General features: G+C 72.2%; 19 protein-coding genes and 2 pseudogenes. 14 read left to right on the top strand and 7 right to left on the bottom strand.

Annotated features, from left to right (window positions below; all coding sequences use genetic code 11):
* Positions 1-51 precede the first annotated feature (51 nt).
* Both ACFZCD_RS22030 and ACFZCD_RS22035 read left to right on the top strand, forming a co-directional pair.
* Positions 52-1,380, top strand: coding sequence for a class I SAM-dependent RNA methyltransferase (locus tag ACFZCD_RS22030; RefSeq protein WP_391833360.1), 1,329 nt, complete (start codon positions 52-54; stop codon positions 1,378-1,380).
* Between the two features lie 721 nt (positions 1,381-2,101).
* A complete protein-coding gene (locus tag ACFZCD_RS22035; protein ID WP_391833362.1) occupies positions 2,102-2,890 on the top strand; it encodes an oxygenase MpaB family protein in 789 nt (262 codons plus the stop codon).
* 368 nt (positions 2,891-3,258) lie between these two features.
* Here ACFZCD_RS22035 and ACFZCD_RS22040 read toward each other — a convergent pair whose 3' ends face one another.
* Together ACFZCD_RS22040 and ACFZCD_RS22045 are read right to left on the bottom strand one after the other, a co-directional pair.
* Positions 3,259-3,696, bottom strand: a complete 438-nt coding sequence (locus ACFZCD_RS22040) for an STAS domain-containing protein (protein WP_391833364.1) — start codon at positions 3,694-3,696, stop codon at positions 3,259-3,261.
* 425 nt (positions 3,697-4,121) lie between these two features.
* Positions 4,122-4,250, bottom strand: a pseudogene (locus tag ACFZCD_RS22045) (Asp23/Gls24 family envelope stress response protein); the annotation flags it as partial.
* Here ACFZCD_RS22045 and ACFZCD_RS22050 point away from each other — a divergent pair.
* Positions 4,249-4,419 (top strand): annotated as a pseudogene (locus tag ACFZCD_RS22050) (Asp23/Gls24 family envelope stress response protein); the annotation flags it as partial. The pseudogenes ACFZCD_RS22045 and ACFZCD_RS22050 overlap by 2 nt on opposite strands.
* Before the next feature lie 84 nt (positions 4,420-4,503).
* Here the strand turns inward: ACFZCD_RS22050 and ACFZCD_RS22055 are convergent.
* From ACFZCD_RS22055 to ACFZCD_RS22070, 4 genes are all read right to left on the bottom strand, one after another.
* The gene (locus ACFZCD_RS22055; RefSeq protein ID WP_391833366.1) at positions 4,504-4,797 is read right to left on the bottom strand and encodes a hypothetical protein; all 294 of its coding nucleotides are present in this window, start codon (positions 4,795-4,797) and stop codon (positions 4,504-4,506) included.
* 2 nt (positions 4,798-4,799) lie between these two features.
* Positions 4,800-5,060 carry a hypothetical protein gene (locus ACFZCD_RS22060; protein WP_391833368.1) on the bottom strand — a complete coding sequence of 87 codons (261 nt, stop codon included), beginning with the start codon at positions 5,058-5,060 and terminating at the stop codon, positions 4,800-4,802.
* Between the two features lie 5 nt (positions 5,061-5,065).
* The gene (locus ACFZCD_RS22065) at positions 5,066-5,626 is read right to left on the bottom strand and encodes a DUF5994 family protein (RefSeq protein ID WP_391833369.1); all 561 of its coding nucleotides are present in this window, start codon (positions 5,624-5,626) and stop codon (positions 5,066-5,068) included.
* A 302-nt stretch (positions 5,627-5,928) separates the two neighbouring features.
* Complete coding sequence (locus ACFZCD_RS22070) at positions 5,929-6,351, bottom strand: YjbQ family protein (protein ID WP_391833370.1); 423 nt, start codon at positions 6,349-6,351, stop codon at positions 5,929-5,931.
* Positions 6,352-6,647: 296 nt separating this feature from the next.
* Here ACFZCD_RS22070 and ACFZCD_RS22075 point away from each other — a divergent pair, with 296 nt between their 5' ends.
* From ACFZCD_RS22075 to ACFZCD_RS22090, 4 genes are all read left to right on the top strand, one after another.
* Positions 6,648-7,061, top strand: coding sequence for a cell division protein SepF (locus tag ACFZCD_RS22075; protein WP_391833372.1), 414 nt, complete (start codon positions 6,648-6,650; stop codon positions 7,059-7,061).
* 24 nt (positions 7,062-7,085) lie between these two features.
* A complete protein-coding gene (locus tag ACFZCD_RS22080; protein WP_391833374.1) occupies positions 7,086-8,336 on the top strand; it encodes an AAA family ATPase in 1,251 nt (416 codons plus the stop codon).
* Positions 8,329-8,724 carry a nucleotide pyrophosphohydrolase gene (locus ACFZCD_RS22085; RefSeq protein WP_391833376.1) on the top strand — a complete coding sequence of 132 codons (396 nt, stop codon included), beginning with the start codon at positions 8,329-8,331 and terminating at the stop codon, positions 8,722-8,724. The genes ACFZCD_RS22080 and ACFZCD_RS22085 overlap by 8 nt, the downstream gene beginning before the upstream one ends.
* Positions 8,725-8,854: 130 nt before the next feature.
* Positions 8,855-9,313, top strand: coding sequence for a DUF6099 family protein (locus ACFZCD_RS22090; protein ID WP_391833378.1), 459 nt, complete (start codon positions 8,855-8,857; stop codon positions 9,311-9,313).
* An 11-nt stretch (positions 9,314-9,324) separates the two neighbouring features.
* On the opposite strand, the gene ACFZCD_RS22095 is transcribed toward ACFZCD_RS22090, so the two are convergent.
* On the bottom strand, positions 9,325-9,663 hold the full coding sequence (locus ACFZCD_RS22095) for a hypothetical protein (RefSeq protein ID WP_391834034.1): 339 nt from the start codon (positions 9,661-9,663) through the stop codon (positions 9,325-9,327).
* Positions 9,664-9,910: 247 nt separating this feature from the next.
* Here ACFZCD_RS22095 and ACFZCD_RS22100 point away from each other — a divergent pair, with 247 nt between their 5' ends.
* The 7 genes from ACFZCD_RS22100 (at position 9,911) to ACFZCD_RS22130 (ending at position 19,376) form a co-directional block, all read left to right on the top strand.
* Entirely contained in the window at positions 9,911-10,834 is a 924-nt protein-coding gene (locus tag ACFZCD_RS22100) for an LLM class F420-dependent oxidoreductase (protein WP_391833380.1), read from the top strand.
* A gap of 89 nt (positions 10,835-10,923) precedes the next feature.
* Complete coding sequence (mmuM, locus tag ACFZCD_RS22105; RefSeq protein ID WP_391833382.1) at positions 10,924-11,859, top strand: homocysteine S-methyltransferase; 936 nt, start codon at positions 10,924-10,926, stop codon at positions 11,857-11,859.
* A gap of 213 nt (positions 11,860-12,072) precedes the next feature.
* The gene (locus tag ACFZCD_RS22110; RefSeq protein ID WP_391833384.1) at positions 12,073-13,593 is read left to right on the top strand and encodes a hypothetical protein; all 1,521 of its coding nucleotides are present in this window, start codon (positions 12,073-12,075) and stop codon (positions 13,591-13,593) included.
* Positions 13,594-13,612: 19 nt separating this feature from the next.
* Entirely contained in the window at positions 13,613-14,341 is a 729-nt protein-coding gene (locus ACFZCD_RS22115; RefSeq protein ID WP_391833386.1) for an NUDIX hydrolase, read from the top strand.
* A 34-nt stretch (positions 14,342-14,375) separates the two neighbouring features.
* Positions 14,376-15,926: a 3' terminal RNA ribose 2'-O-methyltransferase Hen1 gene (locus ACFZCD_RS22120; protein WP_391833388.1), complete on the top strand. Its 1,551-nt coding sequence runs from the start codon at positions 14,376-14,378 to the stop codon at positions 15,924-15,926.
* Positions 15,923-18,619, top strand: coding sequence for a polynucleotide kinase-phosphatase (locus tag ACFZCD_RS22125; protein ID WP_391833390.1), 2,697 nt, complete (start codon positions 15,923-15,925; stop codon positions 18,617-18,619). The genes ACFZCD_RS22120 and ACFZCD_RS22125 overlap by 4 nt, the downstream gene beginning before the upstream one ends.
* Before the next feature lie 301 nt (positions 18,620-18,920).
* Positions 18,921-19,376 (top strand): hypothetical protein, encoded by a 456-nt coding sequence (locus ACFZCD_RS22130; RefSeq protein ID WP_391833392.1) that lies wholly within the window; start codon positions 18,921-18,923, stop codon positions 19,374-19,376.
* Positions 19,377-19,402: the final 26 nt, after the last annotated feature.

The raw sequence follows: 19,402 nt of genomic DNA on the forward strand, positions 1-19,402 counted from the left end.
GAACGGCTGTCCCGCCTCACCCTTTGTTTTACGTTGTCTGGAGCCGACCGCATGCAGAACGAACCGCAGGAATCGCTGGTCGGCGAGGAGTACGAGGTCGAGGTGGGCCCGGTGGCGCACGGCGGCCACTGCGTGGCCCGTACGGAGTCGGGCCGCGTCCTCTTCGTCCGCCACGCCCTGCCGGGCGAGCGGGTCATCGTGCGCGTGACGGAGGGCGAGGAGACGTCCCGCTTCCTGCGCGCGGACGCGGTGGAGATCCTGGAGGCGTCGAAGGACCGGGTTCCGGCCCCGTGCCCCTTCTCCGGCCCGGGCAAGTGCGGCGGCTGCGACTGGCAGCACGCCAAGCCCGGCGCCCAGCGCCGCCTCAAGGGCGAGGTCATCGCCGAACAGCTCCAGCGCCTCGCGGGCCTCACCCCGGAGGAGGCCGGCTGGGACGGCACCGTGATGCCGGCCGAGGGCGACAAGCTCCCCGCGGGCCAGGTCCCGGCCTGGCGCACCCGCGTCCAGTACGCCGTCGACGCCGAGGGCCACGCGGGCCTGCGCAAGCACCGCTCGCACGAGGTCCAGGTGATCGACCACTGCATGATCGCGGCCCCGGGCGTGTCGGAGCTGGGCATCGAGAAGCGCGAGTGGCCGCAGATCGCAACGGTCGAGGCCATCGCCGCCTCGGGCTCCGCGGACCGCCAGGTCATCCTCACCCCCAAGCCGGGCGGCCGCCTCCCGATCGTGGAGCTGGACAAGCCGGTCTCGGTCCTCCGCATCGGCGAGAAGGACAAGCAGGTCCACCGCGTCCACGGCCGCCCCTTCGTCCGCGAGCGCGCCGACGAGCGCACGTACCGCGTCGGCGAGGGCGGCTTCTGGCAGGTCCACCCCCAGGCCGCCGACACCCTGGTCAAGGCCGTCATGCAGGGCCTCATGCCCCGCAAGGGCGACATGGCCCTCGACCTCTACTGCGGCGTCGGCCTCTTCGCCGGCGCCCTCGGCGAGCGCGTCGGCGAGAAGGGCGCGGTCCTCGGCATCGAATCCGGCAAGCGCGCCGTCGAGGACGCCCGCCACAACCTCCAGGACCTCGACCGCGTCCGCATCGAGCAGGGCAAGGTCGAGCAGGTCCTCCCGCGCACGGGCATCAAGGAGGCCGACATCATCGTCCTCGACCCGCCCCGAGCCGGCGCCGGCAAGCAGACCGTCCGCCACCTCGCCTCCCTCGGCGCCCGCCGCATCGCCTACGTAGCCTGCGACCCGGCCGCCCTCGCCCGCGACCTCAAGTACTTCGAGGAAGAGGGCTACAAGCCGGCGAAGCTCCGCGCGTTCGACCTCTTCCCGATGACGCACCATGTGGAGTGCGTGGCCATCCTGAAGCCGGCGGCGAAGGACGCCTGACCTGCCGTTCAGCAGGTATGTGCGATGTGCGGTAAGAGCGCGAGGGACGAATTGCCGACCCTGAAATCACGCTCCGAGCACTCGGGTTGCGTGGGTGGTGGTCGGCCAGGACCTGCGGTGGCTGTTGCCGGGGACGGCCCTGCTTTCGGCGGGACCGTGGCCGGCGGCGGCTCAACGGGGCGCTGTCGTTTCAGTCGCCGCCGGTGGGAGTCACCGCAAGCGACATCCCCTCGGCGTCGCAGACCGGATGGGGCTCCGTCCGGCTCCGGGTCGTCCTGGAGTGCCCGGACGGGGAGCTGCCGATCACAGTGCGCGACAGATCCGGGCAGGTGCTGTCGGACCCGGCGTTGTCCCGCTCCCGCAGCCTGCGCCGGCGGGCTACCGGGCCAGTGCGGGGGCGGTAGGCAGCAGGTGAACAAGAGCTCCTGATCGGTCAAGGAGGTATCGGCCGGGGAACCACCGGCCTGCTGCCTGACGTTCGGTCGGTCTGCCGCTTGACGGTCAGCGGGTGGGTCAGCTTGGGTTGACGGCACAAACGAAGCGAAGCTGAATCAGCCGATTCCTGTTGCGGCCTCCGGCGGAGATCCGTGAAGGGCTTGCCGCCGTGCGCGTGTTGCGGAAGTCCTTCGAGGGGTTGGAGCGCGTCATGTCGACCAGGTATGGGAGGCCGGCCGGGCCCGGGGCGTCCTCGCTGACCGCGCTGAGCCGAAGGGGACACGAAGTGAAGCCTGTTTCCGATGCGCACACCCCCTTGTCGTGGGCGGAGGACGTCTACCGGCGTCTCGCCTTCACGGAATTCAGCGAGGACCTTGCGTTCGGCCTCAATATCTGCTTCTACCGGACCTTCGCCGTGCCCGAGATCGCCAAGGTTCTGGTTTCCACCAGGCGGATGACGGAGCAGACGGAGCTCCGTGCCAAGATGACCGGCCGGATGATGTACCTGCTGTTCCGCGACGGACTGGACAGCGAGCAGGGCGCACGGACCGTGGCCGCCCTCAACCGTATTCACAGTCGCTGGCGGATCGGGAACGACGCGTTCCTTTACGTTCTGGCCTGCTTCGACGTCGCCCCGATGCGCTGGTGTGACACGTACGCGTGGAGGTCCGCGACCGCAGCGGAGAAAGAGGCCTCCCACGTCTTTTACCTCGGCCTTGCCGACCGCATGGGAATTCACACAGTCCCGCCGACATGGGGCGAGTTCGCGGCCTGGACGGACCGCTACGAGCAAGAACGCTTCGCGCCCACTCCTGAGGCAGCTGAGCTATGGGCTGCCACCCGGGGCATCCTCGTCAACCGTTTTCCGGCGGTTCTCGGCCCCGCGGTCCGCGCTGCCGCCGACGCGCTCCTCGACGAGCCACTGCGCCGCGCCTTCGGAGTCCGCCGTCCGCCTTCTCCTGTAGCTGCACTGGTCTCCGGAGGGATGCGGCTGCGCGCCCGCCGTGTCCGCCGTTCTCATGCCGATCCCAACTATCGCCCGGTCCTGCCGCCAGCCGTGCGTGAGCTCGGATGAGCAGGTCTGTTCGTGATCGGCTCGGTGTCTGCAGTGCAGGGCGCTGATCTGCCTGTCGAGCAGATCCGGCCCTGTCAGTGCGGGGAGAACGACCCTGAACGCAGAGCTGGGAGAGCGGAGTCGGCCGAGCTTCTCCTCGGAGGGCCCCTCTGCGGTACCTGCTCCACCTGGCCGCCACGCCGGGCCACCGGAAGCCGCCGCCGCGCAGCGGGAAGCCGAAGGCACCGCATCAAGCCATCCGACTCCGCGATCCCCATGGCGAACGTCGGCCGGCAGGTACTACCGGCCGGACGGTCCGGGGATGCCGCCCGGCTGCCGTTGCGGTGTCGCCCACGGCCTTCCGTGAATGGCCCTGCCGGGACCAGGCGTTACAGCACACCGTCCGAGACCGCAGGACCGAGCCGATGCACTGTCTCGGAACGCGTCATGGGGAGTGGATCCAGGACGGAGGAGTGGGGGGCCTGGAGGGGGGCTGGTCCTGGAACGGCAGGCAGCCCCATGAGGACGAAGTCGCAACCGGTCAGGTCGACCATCCGTGTCAGCAGGGGAGGCGGGTAGTGCAGCCGCAGCGTTCGCCCGGCCGTGGTGGAGGTCAGGAACGCCTCGATGAAGGCGTTGAGGCCGCTGCAGTCGCAGAAGGTGACAGAGGCGAGATCGACGTCGATGGTGCGCACGCCGTCCCGGAGGCACCGCTCAAGTGCCGCGTGCATCAGCGGTACCGTCTCCAGGTCGATCTCACCGGCCAGGGTGATCAGAGTCCGGGTCTTCCTGTCGTGCCGGTAGACGTTCAGCTGTGGGAGGGGCATGACGCCTCAGTTCCAGAGATTTGCCGGGCAGAGCCACGGTGCGGAGCCTGACTCCAGGATCCCCTCAGGACGCTCCCGGCAGAGGCATACATTCGGCGGAGGTGGGTGAACAGGCGGTCCGCGGTCCGCCGATCTGTCCACCAGGACAAGGACCGCTCAGTTCCCTCCGAGGGGATGCTCCGGGCGACCGGACGACGTGGTCCGCTCCCCGCAGCCATCCGTATGGAGCGACAGCAGGTCCGCCGGGGTCCGGGACGTCCGTACCTCAGGATAGTCCTCATCCGGCACCGTTAAGGCGGCCGGAATCCGCCCGATTTCAAGGGCAGGACTTCGGCCGGGATTCGGGGGTGTCCGGTGTGCGTATTCAGCGTTCCACAAGGTACTTGGAGACTGGTACGAAGAGCGGCCGATGGTCGTCCGCGTACATATTCCACGACCACGTCCAGTTCGACGCCGGACTGCTCCTCGCCGACCTCGGCCTTGACGCCGCGCCCGGCGCCGGAGCGTGCGCCGGGGACGCGGTCGCGCACCGCATCAATGGTGCGGCTCAATCCGCAATACGGCGTGAGCACCAGCGAGGTCGCCGTGGGCGTGCGCGAGAACGTGATCGCGGCCGTGGAACGGATGGCAGGGCTTGAAATCGTCGAAGTCAACGTCTCCGTCGACGACGGGCACCTTCCCGAAGAGGACACGCCGGAGACCAGTGAGGGCCGGGCGCAGTAGCACCACGCTCAGGCGGGCGCGGCGGCGGTCCGGGTTCAGTGGGCGCGCCGCGCGTGCCGGACGACGGGCGGCGTGCACGGGTGTTCAGGCGTCGTCGTGCCGCGGGCGGTCGGCGGCCGGAGTCCGGCTGGTCGCCAGCCAGGATCGTGCGGGTTCGGCGGGATGCGTGGTGTCCACGGTGAGGTGGAGGCGGGTGCCGCCTTCGCGGCCGGCGGGGTAGCTGCGTTGTTCGGTGGAGTCGAAGCAGTGCCGGAGGACTTCCGCGACGCGGCGGGCGGTCTCGGGGGACGCGGCGACGATGCGAATGTCGGCGCACCCCGCCGGGGGCACCGGATCCGCTGGTGCGGGGGTGGGCGGCGTGGCGTGTGCGGATGTCATGTTCACCAGCTCCGCCCGGAGAAGATCCGGCGGTGTTCGCTGTCCCCGCTTGGTTGTGCGCGGCGGCTACGGGCGAGGAGGGGGCCGGCGGGGTCGATGGCCGACCGGGGGCACTTCCGGCTCCTGCTGTCGCGCCACGGCAGGACGCCGCTGTAGCGGCTGCTTGCGATCCTTTCGGCGTGCTGGACGTTGAGCCGGTGGATCAGGAGGGAACCCACAGCGATCAGGCCGAGGATCACGGCCAGGGTGACGGCGATCTCCACTGCCCTCACACCCCTCGGGCGGAGCGCGGAGGTCCGGTCGGGTTCCCGGCCGGTGGTGGCGCCGTCCCGCCCTCGGTCTCCCACTCCTCTTCGCGGTCCCGCGATTCCGTCGCGTCGTCGGCCGCTCGCTCGTCCTCCATCAGCCTGCTCGCGGTGAGGAGACCTCCGGGGTCGGTCGCGGCGGACATCAGTCTGGCGGCCGCGGCCGGGTCGGTCTCCGGCGGGATGATCAGCAGGTCCAGGCGGTCCGCGGAGTAGGAGAACACGAGGAGCTTGTGCGGGTCCTGCTCATTGGTGAACCACCCCACGTGCACCGTGTGCCCGGTGACGGGAACCTTGCGCGGGATCATGGGCCAGAAGGCCGGATTCACCGTGACGCGGGTGACCCGCCCCCAGGACTGGTCCAGCCGCGCTGCCAGTGCGGGGAGCTCGCGGGAGAGGTCACGGGAGCGAGGCCACCAGGCACCGTCCAGAAGTCCTGGCGCAGTTCCCGGCGTCAGGGACAGGCGAGCGGGCGGCGAAGAGGCATGCTCCTCGGTGGTCGTACGATCGGTGGTCACAGCCATGATGCGAACCCTGCCCCGGGCTCGTCGTCGACGTCCCGGCATTGCGACTCGCCGGGAACGACGCCCGCATGGAGGCCGGCGCACGAAGTGTTCCCGGTTTCTCCACCCTACTCCGGCAGGCGGGTCCGCAGGCCTCTCGGGGCCGGGCAATCCTGCGGGAACGCGGCCGTGCGACGGCCCTGCCGCCGCCGGCCTGCGGAGTACGGTGGGATTACCACAAGCGCTTCGCCCGGCTGTGCCGGCACATTGCCAGACGGCGAGCGAATGCGCGGAACGCCGGGAGACAGGCGAGCGGCGTACGGTCAGCAGAGGAAGGACAGTCTGACCTTTCGGCCGGGGGTCTCCGGGCCAGTGGTCACAAGAACGATGGACTGCGAGGTCCCCAGCTCCAGCTCACCGCCGACCACGGGCAGCGTGGCGTGGGGCGGGACCAGGGCCGGGAGCATGTGATCGCGGGCCGGGCCCGCACCGCCTTGCCGGTCCGGCCGGCGGTCGTCCGCACGAAGAACCTCCCGCAGGGCCGCCAGCAGGTCATTGCCGCTGCCGGCCCCGGTCTCGATGACGGCCAGGCCGGACGTCGCGTGCGGGGTGAAGACGTTCAGCAGTCCGTCTCTCCCGTGAGCAACCTCCCGGAGGAACGCGGAGCACGCGTTCGTCAGGTCGTGCATGGTTTCGGCGGAGCCGGTCGTCACGTCAACGGTGCGGGTGGTGAAGGTGCCAGTCATGGTGGACCAGTACCCGCTGTACGGGAGCAGCGCTGACGGCTGGACGGGTTGTTCCGCCGGACTCCGGGACGGGCGACGGACCTGCCCCCTGACGAGGTGCTCGGCAAGGCCTTTGACGAGCGGGGCGCTGATCGCCCGCTGCGTAGGCGGCTCCCGTCTCTGTACGCGAGCGCCGGCGCCGGACGCGCCGACCGGGGCGCCCCGCACTCGAGCGTGTCATTGGTCCCGACGGGTGACGATTGTCCCTAGGATTGTGGGATGCATATAGCGAGCACGTTCCCCGGAGGGGTGAGCCGGTGAACAGGTCCGAGGCCACCGATGAGCAGTGGGAGGGTCTGGCCGAGGTCGTCCCGCTCCGTGGGCACCACGCATGGCCGTCATGGCCCAACCACCGGGCCCTGCCCGAGGAGGAGCAGGCGCCCGATCCCGACCAGCGGCGCATGGTCGTGCTGCGGGTCCAGGTCTTCGCGGACGCCCGCGAGGTCGCCGAGCACCTGATGGCGCGGGTGCCGGTGCTGCTGGACCTCACCAGTGCCGACACGGACGTCGCCAAGCGCATCCTCGACTTCTCCAGCGGGGTCGTCTTCGGCCTGGGCAGTGGCATGCACCGGGTCGACACCAACGTCTTCCTGCTGGCACCCGAAGGGACGGAGGTGGCATCGGGTTACCCCGATCGTAGGAAAAGTGATCAGCCGAAACGGTTTGGCTGAATATCTGTCACATACGGTCCGGGCATGGACACTCGCTGTGCCCGACCGGACGCTTCCTCCGGCATTCCTTCCGTCGTTCCTTCTGCCGCCCCTTCTGCCGCCCCTTCTGTCGTTCCCTCTACCGCCTCCCCTGCGCCTTCTTGTGTGCAGCGGTCCGTCGTGACCGAGCTCCGGCTCTCCGCTTTCAAGTCGCACCGCAACGCCTCCTACGCACTCGGCCCGCTCACCCTCTTCCGGGGACCGAGCGGCTCCGGCAAGTCCAGTGCGCTCCAGGCCTACGGGGTCCTCGCGCGGCTCGCCGGCGGTGATGTTCTGGAGGAGGCCCTCTCCCTGGTCGACGGCGGCCCCGGGGCGTGCGTCCCCCAGCAAGCCCGGCCGGATGCGCAGGGGCGGCGCGGCTTCCGTATCGGCTGCACTGTCGAGGGGCCCGTGGGGCCCGTCCGGCTCGACGTCGCCGTCCAGGCCGAGCCCGAACTCCGCATCGTCGGCGAGCGGATGACCGCCTCCGGCCGCACCCTGCTCTCCACGGCGCTCCGGGATCCCGGCCGCCGCGCCGTGGAGGCCGCCTGGCACACGGCCGGGGCCGCTCCGGTCACCCGCGCACCGCTGCCGGACGACCGGCTCGGCACCGCCCTGATGCCCTTACGCGTCGCCGGGAAGACCGCCGGGCAGCAGCTCGTCCTCGACGCCGCCGAGCAGGTCGTCGTGGCCCTGCGCGCGGTCTTCGCCTGCGATCCGCGCCCGGATCTGATGCGCGCCCCCGCCGCCCGCGACGACGGGCTGCTGCGCGGCACCTGTGACAACGTCGCCGCGGTCCTGGGCCGTACGCGCCATGAGTGCGCGACCCGGCACGCCGCCCTCGTGGCGGCGGTGGACGCCGGGTGCCGGGTGCCCGTGGACGGGCTGTCCGTACGGGGGACGGACGACGGCCTCGTGCAGGCGGTGCTGGGGCAGAGGGCCGGCGGCGCCGTGGGGCTGGAGCGGCTCGGGGACGGCGAGTTGCGCTACCTCGCGCTCTGCCTGGTGCTGATGACCGGCCCCGGCGTGCTGGACATGGACCCCGCCGGCGAGGTGCTGCAGGCGCGGCAGGCCCTCACCGTGCTCGCGGACGACTTCGACCGCTGCCTGGACGCCGGGCAGGAGCGCGAGCTGCTCGCCCTGGCGGTACGGATGGGGGAGCGCGGGCATGTGCGGCTGGTGGGCGCGGTGCGGGATACCGGTGCCGCGGATCCGCCCGTGGCAGGCGTGTCGGTGGTAGACCTGAGGGGTGAATGATCAACACCCGGCAGAAGGCGGAAGCGGCGAAGGCGAGCTGCGGGCGCTGCAGCGGCGCTTGGCCGACTTCGCGGCAGCACGCCACTGGCAGCCGTACCACACGCCCAAGAACCTCGTCGCGGCGCTCAGCGTCGAGGCATCGGAACTCGTCGAGATCTTCCAGTGGTTGACGCCGGAGGAGTCGGTGCAGGTGATGGACCGCCCGGGGACCGCCGCGCGGGTCGAGGACGAGGTCGCCGACGTCCTGGCGTATCTGCTGCAGTTCTGCGAGGTGCTGGGCATCGACGCGGCGGCCGCGCTCGCCGCGAAGATCGAGCGCAACGAGAAGCGGTTCCCGGTGCCGGACCGGGACGCCGCCGGGTCGCCTGGTCGTCACTCTCCGGAGTGATTGAGTTATCCACACCCCATCTGGTATCCACAGATTTCTGAATTCCCCTGGCGTTTCCGGCGGTTAGTCATCACTCTGGGTAGTGAGAAGGTGTGGGCACGGCGTAGTCGGGAAGTTGGGGGTCCGGGTCATGGATGCAGTGCGGCTCATCGGAGCTACCCGGGCGGCCCTGGCGCAGGCCAGGGCCGTCCACGACATCGTCACCGAGGCATGGCAGACCCAGGCGCTGGCGGGTGCGGTCGGCGGCCATCTCGCGGTCCACGGCCCCTTCGAGGCCCGCGCCGCCGCGGGGAGTCTGAGCGAGGCCGGTGCCCGCGCGTCCGGCGCGCTGCGTCAGACGCTGCGTGCCGGAGCGATCCGGGCCGGGCAGCTCACCGAGGTCCGCGACCCGTGGAGCGCGCTGGCCGGGCTGTGCGGGCTGCTCGGGGAGGTGGGCATCGCTCTGGTGGGAGTCGCCTGCTCCTCCGACGAGGACGCCATGTACTGGCAGTGCATAGAAGCGATCGACGCGGCCGACGAGACGAGCGACAGAGTGCGCTGGTTACAGAGACGGCTCGCGTCGCGCGAGCGGGAGGGGGGTGCCGCGTGAAGCGCGGGCGGTCAGCGGGCATCCCCTCCGTCGGCGGACGCGCCGGCGGTCGCATCGGCAGTCGCGTCGACGGTCGCGTCGGGGGCGGCGCCAACGGTGGCACCAGCGGTCGCGTCGACGGTGGCGCCAACGGCCACGTCGGCGGTGGCACCAGCATTCGCGCCGGCGGTGGTGCCGGCGGACGCAGGGCGTCCGTCGCGCGGCTGCAGGTCCGCGTCGAGCTGCGACAGGTCGGCGTTGAGCGCCGCCATCAGCTCCTCCATCTGCTGCAGCAGGCCCTTGGGCGCGCCGGGCTGCCGGACGGCGGGCTGGGCGGGCACCGTTTCGTCGGGCACGGCTTCCTGGGTCATCGCGGCCTCCTCGGCCCCGGCCCTCCCGGTGCGGGAGAGCGGTGTTGCAGTCGTCGCCTCCGGCAGGGTGCACCGGTGCGCGGGCCGGGCGGTCCGGCTCCGCCCGAGCCAACGATCACCGGCCTCGGCGGACACTGGCGGCGGCTCACCGGCCCTGCGGGTGCGGCGGAATTTCACCCGACCGGGGCGGGTGCACCGGCGCAGGGCACAGCCGGTTGACGCCCGCCCGGCAGTGCAGGATGGGGGCATGGATCTGCGAATCTTCACCGAGCCCCAGCAAGGGGCGAGCTACGACACGCTGCTGACGGTCGCCAAGGCCACCGAGGACCTCGGCTTCGACGCCTTCTTCCGTTCCGACCACTATCTCGCCATGGGTTCCGCGGACGGCCTGCCCGGCCCGACCGACGCCTGGATCACCCTGGCGGCCCTCGCCCGCGAGACGCGCCGCATCCGGCTCGGCACGCTGATGACGGCGGGCACGTTCCGGCTGCCGGGCGTGCTGGCCATCCAGGTGGCGCAGGTGGACCAGATGTCCGGCGGGCGCGTCGAGCTGGGCCTGGGCGCAGGCTGGTTCGAGGAGGAGCACAAGGCCTACGGCATCCCCTTCCCGAAGGAGAAGTTCGGCCGCCTGGAGGAGCAGCTCGCCATCGTGACCGGCCTCTGGGAGACGGAGACCGGCAAGACCTTCGACTTCGACGGCACGTACTACCGGCTCACCGACTGCCCCGCACTGGCCAAGCCCGCGCAGGAGAAGCTGCCCGTGCTCATCGGCGGCCACGGCGCCAAGCGCACGCCGCGGCTGGCCGCGAAGTTCGCCGACGAGTTCAACATCCCGTTCGCGTCGGTCGAGGACAGTGAGCGGCAGTTCGGCCGGGTGCGGGCGGCTGCGGAGGAGGCCGGCCGCAAGGGCAGCGACCTCGTGTACTCCAATGTGCTCGTCGCCTGTGTCGGCAAGGACGACGCGGAGGTCGCACGGCGGGCGGCGGTCATCGGGCGGGAGGTGGACGAGCTCAAGGAGAACGGCCTGGCGGGCTCCCCGGCCGAGGTGGTCGACAAGATCGGTCGTTATGCGGCCGTCGGTTCGTCCCGGATCTACTTCCAGATCCTGGACCTGGACGACCTCGACCACCTGGAGCTGATCGCCTCCGAGGTCCAGTCCCAGCTGGGCTGACGCCTACCGGCGACGCCCAGCAGGGCCCCGCAATACCCCAGCACCACACCCGACGACCGTCCCTCCCCATCCCATGAGGAGCATCGCCTGTGTCGCCCGCCCCCACCGTCCCTCTCGCCGCTGCGCTGGCGCGTGGTCCGCTCGTCCTCGACGGCGGGCTGTCCAACCAGCTGGCGGCGCAGGGCTGTGATCTGTCCGACGCCCTGTGGTCGGCCCGGCTGCTCGCCGACGACCCCGGGCAGATCGAGCAGGCGCACGCCGCCTATGTGCGGGCGGGCGCACAGGTCCTCATCACCTCCAGCTATCAGGCCACGTTCGAGGGCTTCGCGCGCCGTGGCCTGGGCCGCCCGCAGGCGGCGGAGCTCCTGCGGCGCAGCGTGGAGCTGGCCCGCAGCGCGGCGGAGAAGGAGGCTCCCGGGAAGGACGTGTGGGTCGCCGCGTCCGTCGGCCCCTACGGCGCCTTCCTGGCCGACGGCAGTGAGTACCGCGGCCGTTACGGCCTGAGCGTCGCGGAGCTGGAGCGGTTCCACCGGCCGAGGATCGAGGCTCTGGCGGAGGCGGAGCCCGACGTCCTCGCGCTGGAGACCGTGCCGGACATGGAGGAGGCGGAGGCGCTGCTGCGGGCCGTGGCGGGCTGCGGGGTGCCCGTATGGCTCTCGTACAGCGTCGCGGGTGAGCGCACCCGCGCCGGTCAGCCGTTGCAGGAGGCCTTCGCCCTGGCCGCGGGGAACGACCAGGTCATCGCCGTCGGGGTCAACTGCTGTACCCCTGCGGATGCCGTCGGGGCGGTCCGGACGGCGGCCGAGGCGGCCCGTAAGCCGGTCGTGGTCTACCCCAACAGCGGCGAGGAGTGGGATGCCGCCGCCCGCTCCTGGACGGGGCGCCCGGCCTTCAGCGCCGACTTCACCGCCGACCGCGTCACGACCTGGTGCGCGGCGGGCGCGCGCCTCCTGGGCGGCTGCTGCCGTGTGGGCCCGGGCGATATCGCGGCCCTGGCCCGCGCCCTCGACGCAGGGCCCGAGTAGACGGCTCCCTTGCCCGGCGCCGGCGCCGGCGCGTCGGCCGGCGCGCCGGCCGACGGGACGCATGGGCTGATCACCGACCCCGGCTGATCACCAACACCTGGGCATATGAGCTGAGTTGACGCAACAGCGGGTCCGGGCCACTGGTTCACGGCTAGCGTGTGTACGGACGTGAGCAGAGCGTCACCGGGGGACGAGGAGCGGGGGTGTGGAGGGATGGCCCAGCATTCCACCGAGGCGGCAGTCAGGGTGAGACCGGCGGATCTCGCGCCGGGCGCGGTGATCGCACAGTCCCTGGACAACCAGTGGGTGACCGCGGAGCTGACCAGGGAGATGGTCGCGCGCGGGAAGTCGCTCCAGGACGTCGGGAGCGCGCGCGACAAGGAAGTGCGGGCCGAGTACTTCCGCAGCCTGATCAACACCCGGCAGGTGGTGGCCAACCGGGTGTTCTTCTACAACAACGCGGCCGTGAGCTGCGATCTCATCGAGGGCGGCGCGGCGCGCCGCGCGCATCAGAAGCTGCTGGCGCAGGAGGCCCTGGTGCCCTACCTGCTGAACGAGCGCGATCCCGCCGAGCCGCCGCGCCCGGGCCTGGACTACGACGCGCGGGCGTTCATGGCCTGGCAGGAGACCCTCGACGGGATGCCGGCCGGGGAGCGCGTGAAGTGCGTCCGGTTCTCCTGGGAGGACCAGGAGAACCGGGACACCACCAGGACGGCGCTGTTCAACGCGTTCGCCGCGCGGGTGCAGGCGCTCACCGCGAAGGACATCCCCCTCCTCGCCCGCCAGGTCGGGGTCCCGGAGCCGCAGTACGGGGCGTTCGCGGAGCGGATCGGCGAGGTGGTCCGGTGGAGCAACGAGCTCAGCGTCCGGGGCGAGTTCGTCACGCGCAACGCGCTCTACCAGGAGTTCGTGACGGTGCCGGGCGCGCCGGTCTCCGAGGGCCGGTACGACGGGACCAAGCCGTTCGCCGCGGAGGTCAAGCAGCTCCTCGACCTCATCTACAGCGTGAACCTCGCCGACGCCCTCGGCATGTACCCGCTCACCCCGGCGGGCAGCCTGCGGCGCGTGGCCCTCCAGGAGTGGCGGGACGTCCGCACGACCGCGGCCGGGACGGTCACCGACCCCGAGCAGCTGCTGCTGTTCCTGAAGCGCCAGGCGTTCTCGACGGTCCAGGACCGGCTCGCCCTGACCCCCTCCGCCGTCGACGCGCTCGCCCTGGAGGACATCTGCAGCCTGCGCCAGAGCGACGCCTGGAACGCGTACATCCGTGCCTTCGACGAACTGACTGCGGATCCGGCGGCCTTCCAGGAGCGGGTGGGGCCCGTCTTCGACCGCTACGTCCGGCTCAACTCCGAGATCGTCCGCCTCGCCGAGGCCCGCGGCGACCGGCGGGCCGGGGCCAACAGGTGGCTGCCCGTCATCGAGGTCGTCGTCACCGTCGGCGGCGCCGTCTTCACGGCGATCACCGGCGACGAGTCCTGGAGCGTGGCCGGCAGCCTCGGCGGGATCTCGGCCAAGTACGGCGGCTCCGTACAGCTGGTGCTCCGCAACCGGGTGGAGGGCCGGCGCGAGCAGAAGTTCGCCCGGGAGATGGCCTCGGTCCGGTTCGACAGCACCCGGGAGTGGGAAAGGTTCCACGGCATGGTGAGCAAGCTGCCCGGGTACCGGGAGGCGGGCGGCTCCCCGGCCGCCACCGGCTCCGCCACCGTGCAGGACGACATCCCGGAGTACTGAACCCGTGTGTGAAGAGACCGTGGCAAGCCCCTACGACCGGCTGCGTGCCACCCGCCCCGAGCTGTTCGGCAACACCCCGGGCGGGATCGACATCCTCCTCGACCCGGCCGAGGTCGAGGAGGCCCGGCGCGCGGCGGAGGGCACGGCGCACGGCGCGCCGGAGACCGGAGAAGCTGCTGCCCCCAGCGCTCCGGCCCCCGTCGGCGTCGTCTACGCCGACCGCTTCGTCACCCTCGTACGGGACGCCGTCCGTTTCCCCGGCGGCGCGCTCGGGCTCTACGTCCGCATGCTCTCCACGGCCGGCAGCCCCGGCGCCGTCGTCCTCCCGCTCACCACCACGGGCGACATCGTCCTCGTCGAGCACTACCGCCACGCCACCCGCTCCTGGCACTGGGAAGTGCCCCGCGGCATGGGCGCACCGGGCGCCACCGGAGAGGAAAGCGCCGTGCGGGAACTCGCGGAGGAAATCGGAGCGCAGCCCCTCGAATTGATTTCCCTGGGCCGCCTGCATCCCGACACCGGCCTGCTCGGGGACCACGTCGAACTGTTCGCCGCCCGTATCGGCGGCTTCGGATCTCCGGAGACCTCGGAAGGCATCCGGCGGATCGTCACCCGCCCCTGGCCGGATGTGGCCGAGATGATTGCGACAGGGGCGATCACCTGCGCTTTCACCATTGCGGTCCTCACCCGCGCCCTGCTGAACGGGCTTCTGGGAAATACCGCCGAGGGCGCCGGCGAAAAGAATTAGCAGGCGGCGTACGCGGCCGGGGATACTCGACCGCGTGTTCCTGACGATATCCACCACCGGTACGACCGGATCCCCTGCCACCGACCTCGGGTTCCTGCTGCACAAGCATCCCGGGAAGGCGCAGCGGTTCTCCACCTCCCACGGCACCGCGCACGTCCTCTACCCCGAGGCCGGCGAGGAGCGCTGCACGGCCGCGCTGCTGCTGGAGGTCGATCCGGTGGCGCTGGTGCGGCGGGCCAAGGGCAAGGGCCGTGGCGGAGCGCCCGACTCCGCCCTCGCGCAGTACGTCAACGACCGCCCGTACGCGGCGTCCTCGCTGCTCGCCGTCGCCCTCAGCAGCGTCTTCTCCACCGCGCTGAAGGGGCAGTGCGCGGCCCGTCCGGAGCTGCCGGGCGCCGCGCGCCCGCTGCGCATCGAGGTGCCGGTGCTGCCCGCCCGCGGCGGCGCGGCGCTCGTGGAGCGGCTGTTCGCGCCGCTCGGCTGGACGGTGACGGCGGAGCCGGTGGCGCTGGACGAGAAGTTCCCGCAGTGGGGCGACTCGCGCTACGTACGCCTGGTGCTGGAGGGCGAGCAGCGGCTCGCGGACGCCCTGCGCCACCTCTACGTCCTCCTGCCGGTGCTGGACGACGCCAAGCACTACTGGGTGGCGTCCGACGAGGTCGAGAAGCTGCTGCGAGCCGGCGAGGGCTGGCTGGAGGACCACCCCGAACAGCGTCTGATCGCCGGCCGCTACCTGAGCCGCCGCTGGTCGCTGACCCGCGACGCCCTGGAGCGCCTGGCCCTCGCGCGCCTCGCGGAGGCCGACGACGCCGAGGCCGAGGAGCTGGACAACGCCGTCGACGAGGAGACGGACACCGAGGAGCGGCCCGTGCCGCTAGCGGTGCAGCGCCGTACGGCGATCCTCGGCGCCCTGCGCGCCGCCGGCGCCGCACGCGTCCTCGACCTCGGCTGCGGACAGGGACAGCTCGTCGGAGAGCTGCTCAAGGACCCGCGGTTCACCGAGGTGGCCGGCATGGACGTGTCCACCCGGGCCCTGAAGGAGGCCGCCCGGCGGCTGCGCCCGGACCGGATGACCGAGCGCCAGGCGGCGCGCGTCACCCTGTTCCAGGGCTCGCTCGCCTACACGGACCGCAGGCTGGCCGGGTACGACGCGGCGGTGCTCAGCGAGGTGATCGAGCACCTCGACCTGCCGCGCCTGCCCGCCCTGGAACACGCGGTGTTCGGCGCGGCCCGCCCCGCGACGGTGATCGTGACCACCCCGAACTCCGAGTACAACGTGCGCTGGGAAACGCTGCCCGCCGGGCACCTCCGGCACGCGGACCACCGCTTCGAGTGGACGCGCGAGGAGTTCCGCACCTGGGCGGCGGAGGTCGCGGAGCGGTACGGCTACGAGGTGGCGCACGCGCCCGTGGGGCCGGACGACCCGGAGACCGGACCGCCGACCCAGATGGCCGTCTTCACCCGGACAGAGAACCGGACAGACACCCGGACCGAGAACGGGACAGTGAACCGGACCGAGAGCCGGACCGAGAGCCGGACACCGAACCGGACAGAGAAAGAGCCGAAGCAGGAGAAAGCCGCATGACGACCACAGCAACAGCCGGCGCGGCACGGGCGAAGCGCACGCTCCCCGTCACCGACCTGTCCCTCGTGGTGCTCATCGGCGCGACCGGCTCGGGCAAGTCCACCTTCGCCCGGAAGCACTTCAAGCCCACCGAGGTGATCTCCTCGGACTTCTGCCGCGGCCTCGTCGCCGACGACGAGAACGACCAGAGCGCCAGCGGCGACGCCTTCGACGTCCTGCACTACATCGCGGGCAAGCGCCTCGCCGCCGGCCGCCTCACCGTCGTCGACGCGACCAACGTCCAGCCGGAGGCCCGCAGGCAGCTGGTGCGGGTCGCCCGGGAGCACGACGTGCTGCCCATCGCCATCGTCCTCGACCTGCCCGAGGAGGTGTGCGCCGCGCGCAACGCCGGCCGCGCCGACCGGGCCGGCCTGCCGCGCCACGTCATCCAGCGCCACCGCCGCGAGCTGCGCCGCTCGCTGCGCGGCCTGGAGCGCGAGGGCTTCCGCAAGGTGCACGTGCTGCGCAGCGCCGAGGAAGCCGAGTCCGCCGAAGTCGTCCTGGAGCGCCGCTTCAACGACCTCCGCCACCTCACCGGCCCCTTCGACATCATCGGTGACATCCACGGCTGCAGCTCCGAACTGGAGACGCTCCTCGCGAAGCTGGGGTACGAGGACGGTGTCCACCCCGGCGGCCGGACCGCCGTGTTCGTCGGCGACCTCGTCGACCGCGGCCCCGACAGCCCCGGCGTGCTCCGCCGCGTCATGGGCATGGTGGCCTCGGGCAACGCCCTGTGCGTGCCCGGCAACCACGAGAACAAGCTCGGCCGCTGGCTCCACGGCAAGAAGGTCCAGCACGCCCACGGACTGGCCGAGACCATCGAGCAGCTGGAGCGCGAGGACGCCCGGGACCCCGCCTTCCGCGAGCAGGTGCGGGAGTTCGTCGACGGGCTCGTCAGCCACTACGTCCTGGACGAGGGCCGGCTGGTGGTCTGCCACGCGGGCCTGCCCGAGAAGTACCACGGCCGCACCTCGGGCCGCGTCCGCTCGCACGCGCTGTACGGGGACACGACGGGCGAGACCGACGAGTTCGGCCTGCCCGTGCGCTACCCGTGGGCCGAGGACTACCGCGGCCGCGCCGCCGTGGTCTACGGCCACACCCCCACCCCGTCCGCGACGTGGCTGAACAACACCATCTGCCTCGACACCGGCGCCGTCTTCGGCGGGAAGATGACCGCGCTGCGCTGGCCCGAGCGCGAGCTGGTGGACGTACCGGCCGAGCGCGTCTGGTACGAGCCGGTGCGGCCGCTGGCGAGCGACGCGCCCGGCGGCGAGGACGGCCGCCCGCTCGACCTGACCGACGTCACCGGCCGCCGCGTCGTCGAGACCCGGCACATGGGCCGGGTCGCCGTGAAGGAGGAGAACGCCGCGGCCGCGCTGGAGGTCATGAGCCGCTTCGCCGTCGACCCGCGGCTGCTGCCCTACCTCCCGCCGACCATGGCGCCCTGCGCGACCTCCCAGGAAGAGGGCTATCTGGAGCACCCGGCGGAGGCGTTCGCCGCCTACCGCGCCGACGGGGTGCGGCAGGTGGTGTGCGAGGAGAAGCACATGGGGTCGCGCGCCGTGGCCCTCGTGTGCCGCGACGCGGACGTGGCGCGGGAGCGCTTCGGCGCGACCGGCGGGGCGTCCGGCGCCCTGTACACCCGCACCGGGCGGCCGTTCTTCGACGATCCGGCGATGACCGAGCGCATCCTGCGACGGCTGAGCGCGACGGCCGGTTCGGCCGGGCTGTGGGAGGAGCTGGAGACCGACTGGCTGCTGCTGGACGCCGAGCTCATGCCCTGGTCCCTCAAGGCCCAGGGGCTGCTGCGCCACCAGTACGCGGCGGTGGGCGCCGCGGCCGGCGCGGTCTTCCCGCCGGCGCTCGCCGCGCTGGAGTCGGCCGCCGAGCGCGGCGTCGACGTCTCCGGGCTGCTGGACCGCCAGCGCGAGCGGGCCGCGGACGCGGCGGCGTTCACCGAGGCGTACCGGCGCTACTGCTGGACCACCGGCGACAGCGCGCAGGGCTGGCCGGGGGAGCGGGCGGAGACGCAGTCCCTCCGCCGGGTCGGCGCCAGGGGCACGGACGGCCTCGACGGCATCCGGATGGCACCGTTCCAGATCCTGGCGGTCCAGGGCCGCAGCCTGGCCGCGCTCCCGCACGACCAGCAGCTCGCCCTGATCGACCGGATGATCGAGGCGGAGATGTACGACGCCGAGGCGAACAACGGCCTCTGCGCGTACACCCCGGTGTACGTGAACCGCCTGCTCGCCCCGACCCGCCGGCTCCTCGTCGACACCGGGGACGAGGCGTCCGTCGCCGCCGGTGTGCGGTGGTGGCTGGACCTGACCGGCGCGGGCGGCGAGGGCATGGTCGTCAAGCCGCTGCAGGCGCTCGTACGGACCGAGGGCGGCCGGCTCGTCCAGCCGGGCGTCAAGTGCCGTGGCCGGGAGTACCTGCGGATCATCTACGGTCCGGAGTACACCCGCCCGGACAACCTGGCCCGCCTGCGCGCCCGCCACCTCGGCCACAAGCGCTCGCTCGCCCTGCGCGAGTACGCGCTCGGCCTGGAGGCGCTGGACCGGCTGGCGGAGGGCGAACCGCTGTGGCGGGTCCACGAGGCGGTCTTCGGCGTGCTCGCCCTGGAGTCGGAACCGGTCGACCCGCGGCTGTAGGCGCCGCGGGCCGGTCGTCGGGTACGTGGCGGCCGGTGCGGCGGGATGAAGGTGCCGGTCACCTTTCTTCCCGCCGCAGCGGCGACCGGCCACGACGGTGGTGACCGGCGGTGCCGGCCCGGACCGGCCCGGACCGGCGGTGCCGGTCCGGGCCGTAGCGCGGGCCCCTGGCCTGCCCCGGGGAACCGCCGACCGCGGACCGCCGACCGCGGACCGCCGACCGCGGACCGCCGCCCGCGGACCGCCGCCCGTACGGCGGTCTCCGGTCGCCACCCCGCAGGGGCAACGGCATGCTGGCCGCATGAGTACGCCTCATCCGGGCGGCGGCCCCACGCACGGCGGCTGGGCGCCTCGCCCTGCGGCGGGCAGCCGCGCCGGGCGCCGCAGGTGGCCCTGGGTGCTGCTCGCCGCGGTGCTCCTGCTGGCCGGCGGGTGCGCGGCGCTCGTCATCGGTCTCGCGGACGAGACCGGCAAGACCGTCCGGGTGCGCTACGAGGTCACCGGCAGCGCGCAGGACGTGGCCGTCGCGTACACGACCTGGAAGGACGGGGGCCGCGTGACCAGTAAGGAGGCCCACCGGGACCTGCCCTGGCGCAAGGAGCTGGTGACGAAGGACTTCGTGAAGGGCGGATTGCTCGCCGTCACGGCCGGGAAGGGCGGCGGTACGGTCTCCTGCTCGGTGACGGTGAACGACGGCCGGCCGAGGACCGCGACGGCGTCCGGCCCGGGGGCCACGGCGACCTGCACCGGTTTCTGAGCCCGCACCGCCGCCCCGCACGCCCG

The sequence above is a fragment of the Streptomyces sp. NPDC008001 genome, assembly GCF_042958085.1.
In the GTDB taxonomy this organism is placed as follows: domain Bacteria; phylum Actinomycetota; class Actinomycetes; order Streptomycetales; family Streptomycetaceae; genus Streptomyces.

What these genes read in the sequence shown, in the direction of transcription:
- ACFZCD_RS22030 (WP_391833360.1), top strand. Translation starts at nt 52, where the DNA reads ATGCAGAACGAACCGCAGGAATCGCTGGTCGGCGAGGAGTACGAGGTC.
- ACFZCD_RS22040 (WP_391833364.1), bottom strand. Translation starts at nt 3,696, where the DNA reads ATGCCCCTCCCACAGCTGAACGTCTACCGGCACGACAGGAAGACCCGG.
- ACFZCD_RS22055 (WP_391833366.1), bottom strand. Translation starts at nt 4,797, where the DNA reads ATGACATCCGCACACGCCACGCCGCCCACCCCCGCACCAGCGGATCCG.
- ACFZCD_RS22065 (WP_391833369.1), bottom strand. Translation starts at nt 5,626, where the DNA reads ATGGCTGTGACCACCGATCGTACGACCACCGAGGAGCATGCCTCTTCG.
- ACFZCD_RS22070 (WP_391833370.1), bottom strand. Translation starts at nt 6,351, where the DNA reads ATGACTGGCACCTTCACCACCCGCACCGTTGACGTGACGACCGGCTCC.
- ACFZCD_RS22080 (WP_391833374.1), top strand. Translation starts at nt 7,086, where the DNA reads ATGGACACTCGCTGTGCCCGACCGGACGCTTCCTCCGGCATTCCTTCC.
- ACFZCD_RS22090 (WP_391833378.1), top strand. Translation starts at nt 8,855, where the DNA reads ATGGATGCAGTGCGGCTCATCGGAGCTACCCGGGCGGCCCTGGCGCAG.
- ACFZCD_RS22095 (WP_391834034.1), bottom strand. Translation starts at nt 9,663, where the DNA reads ATGACCCAGGAAGCCGTGCCCGACGAAACGGTGCCCGCCCAGCCCGCC.
- ACFZCD_RS22100 (WP_391833380.1), top strand. Translation starts at nt 9,911, where the DNA reads ATGGATCTGCGAATCTTCACCGAGCCCCAGCAAGGGGCGAGCTACGAC.
- ACFZCD_RS22110 (WP_391833384.1), top strand. Translation starts at nt 12,073, where the DNA reads ATGGCCCAGCATTCCACCGAGGCGGCAGTCAGGGTGAGACCGGCGGAT.
- ACFZCD_RS22125 (WP_391833390.1), top strand. Translation starts at nt 15,923, where the DNA reads ATGACGACCACAGCAACAGCCGGCGCGGCACGGGCGAAGCGCACGCTC.
- ACFZCD_RS22130 (WP_391833392.1), top strand. Translation starts at nt 18,921, where the DNA reads ATGAGTACGCCTCATCCGGGCGGCGGCCCCACGCACGGCGGCTGGGCG.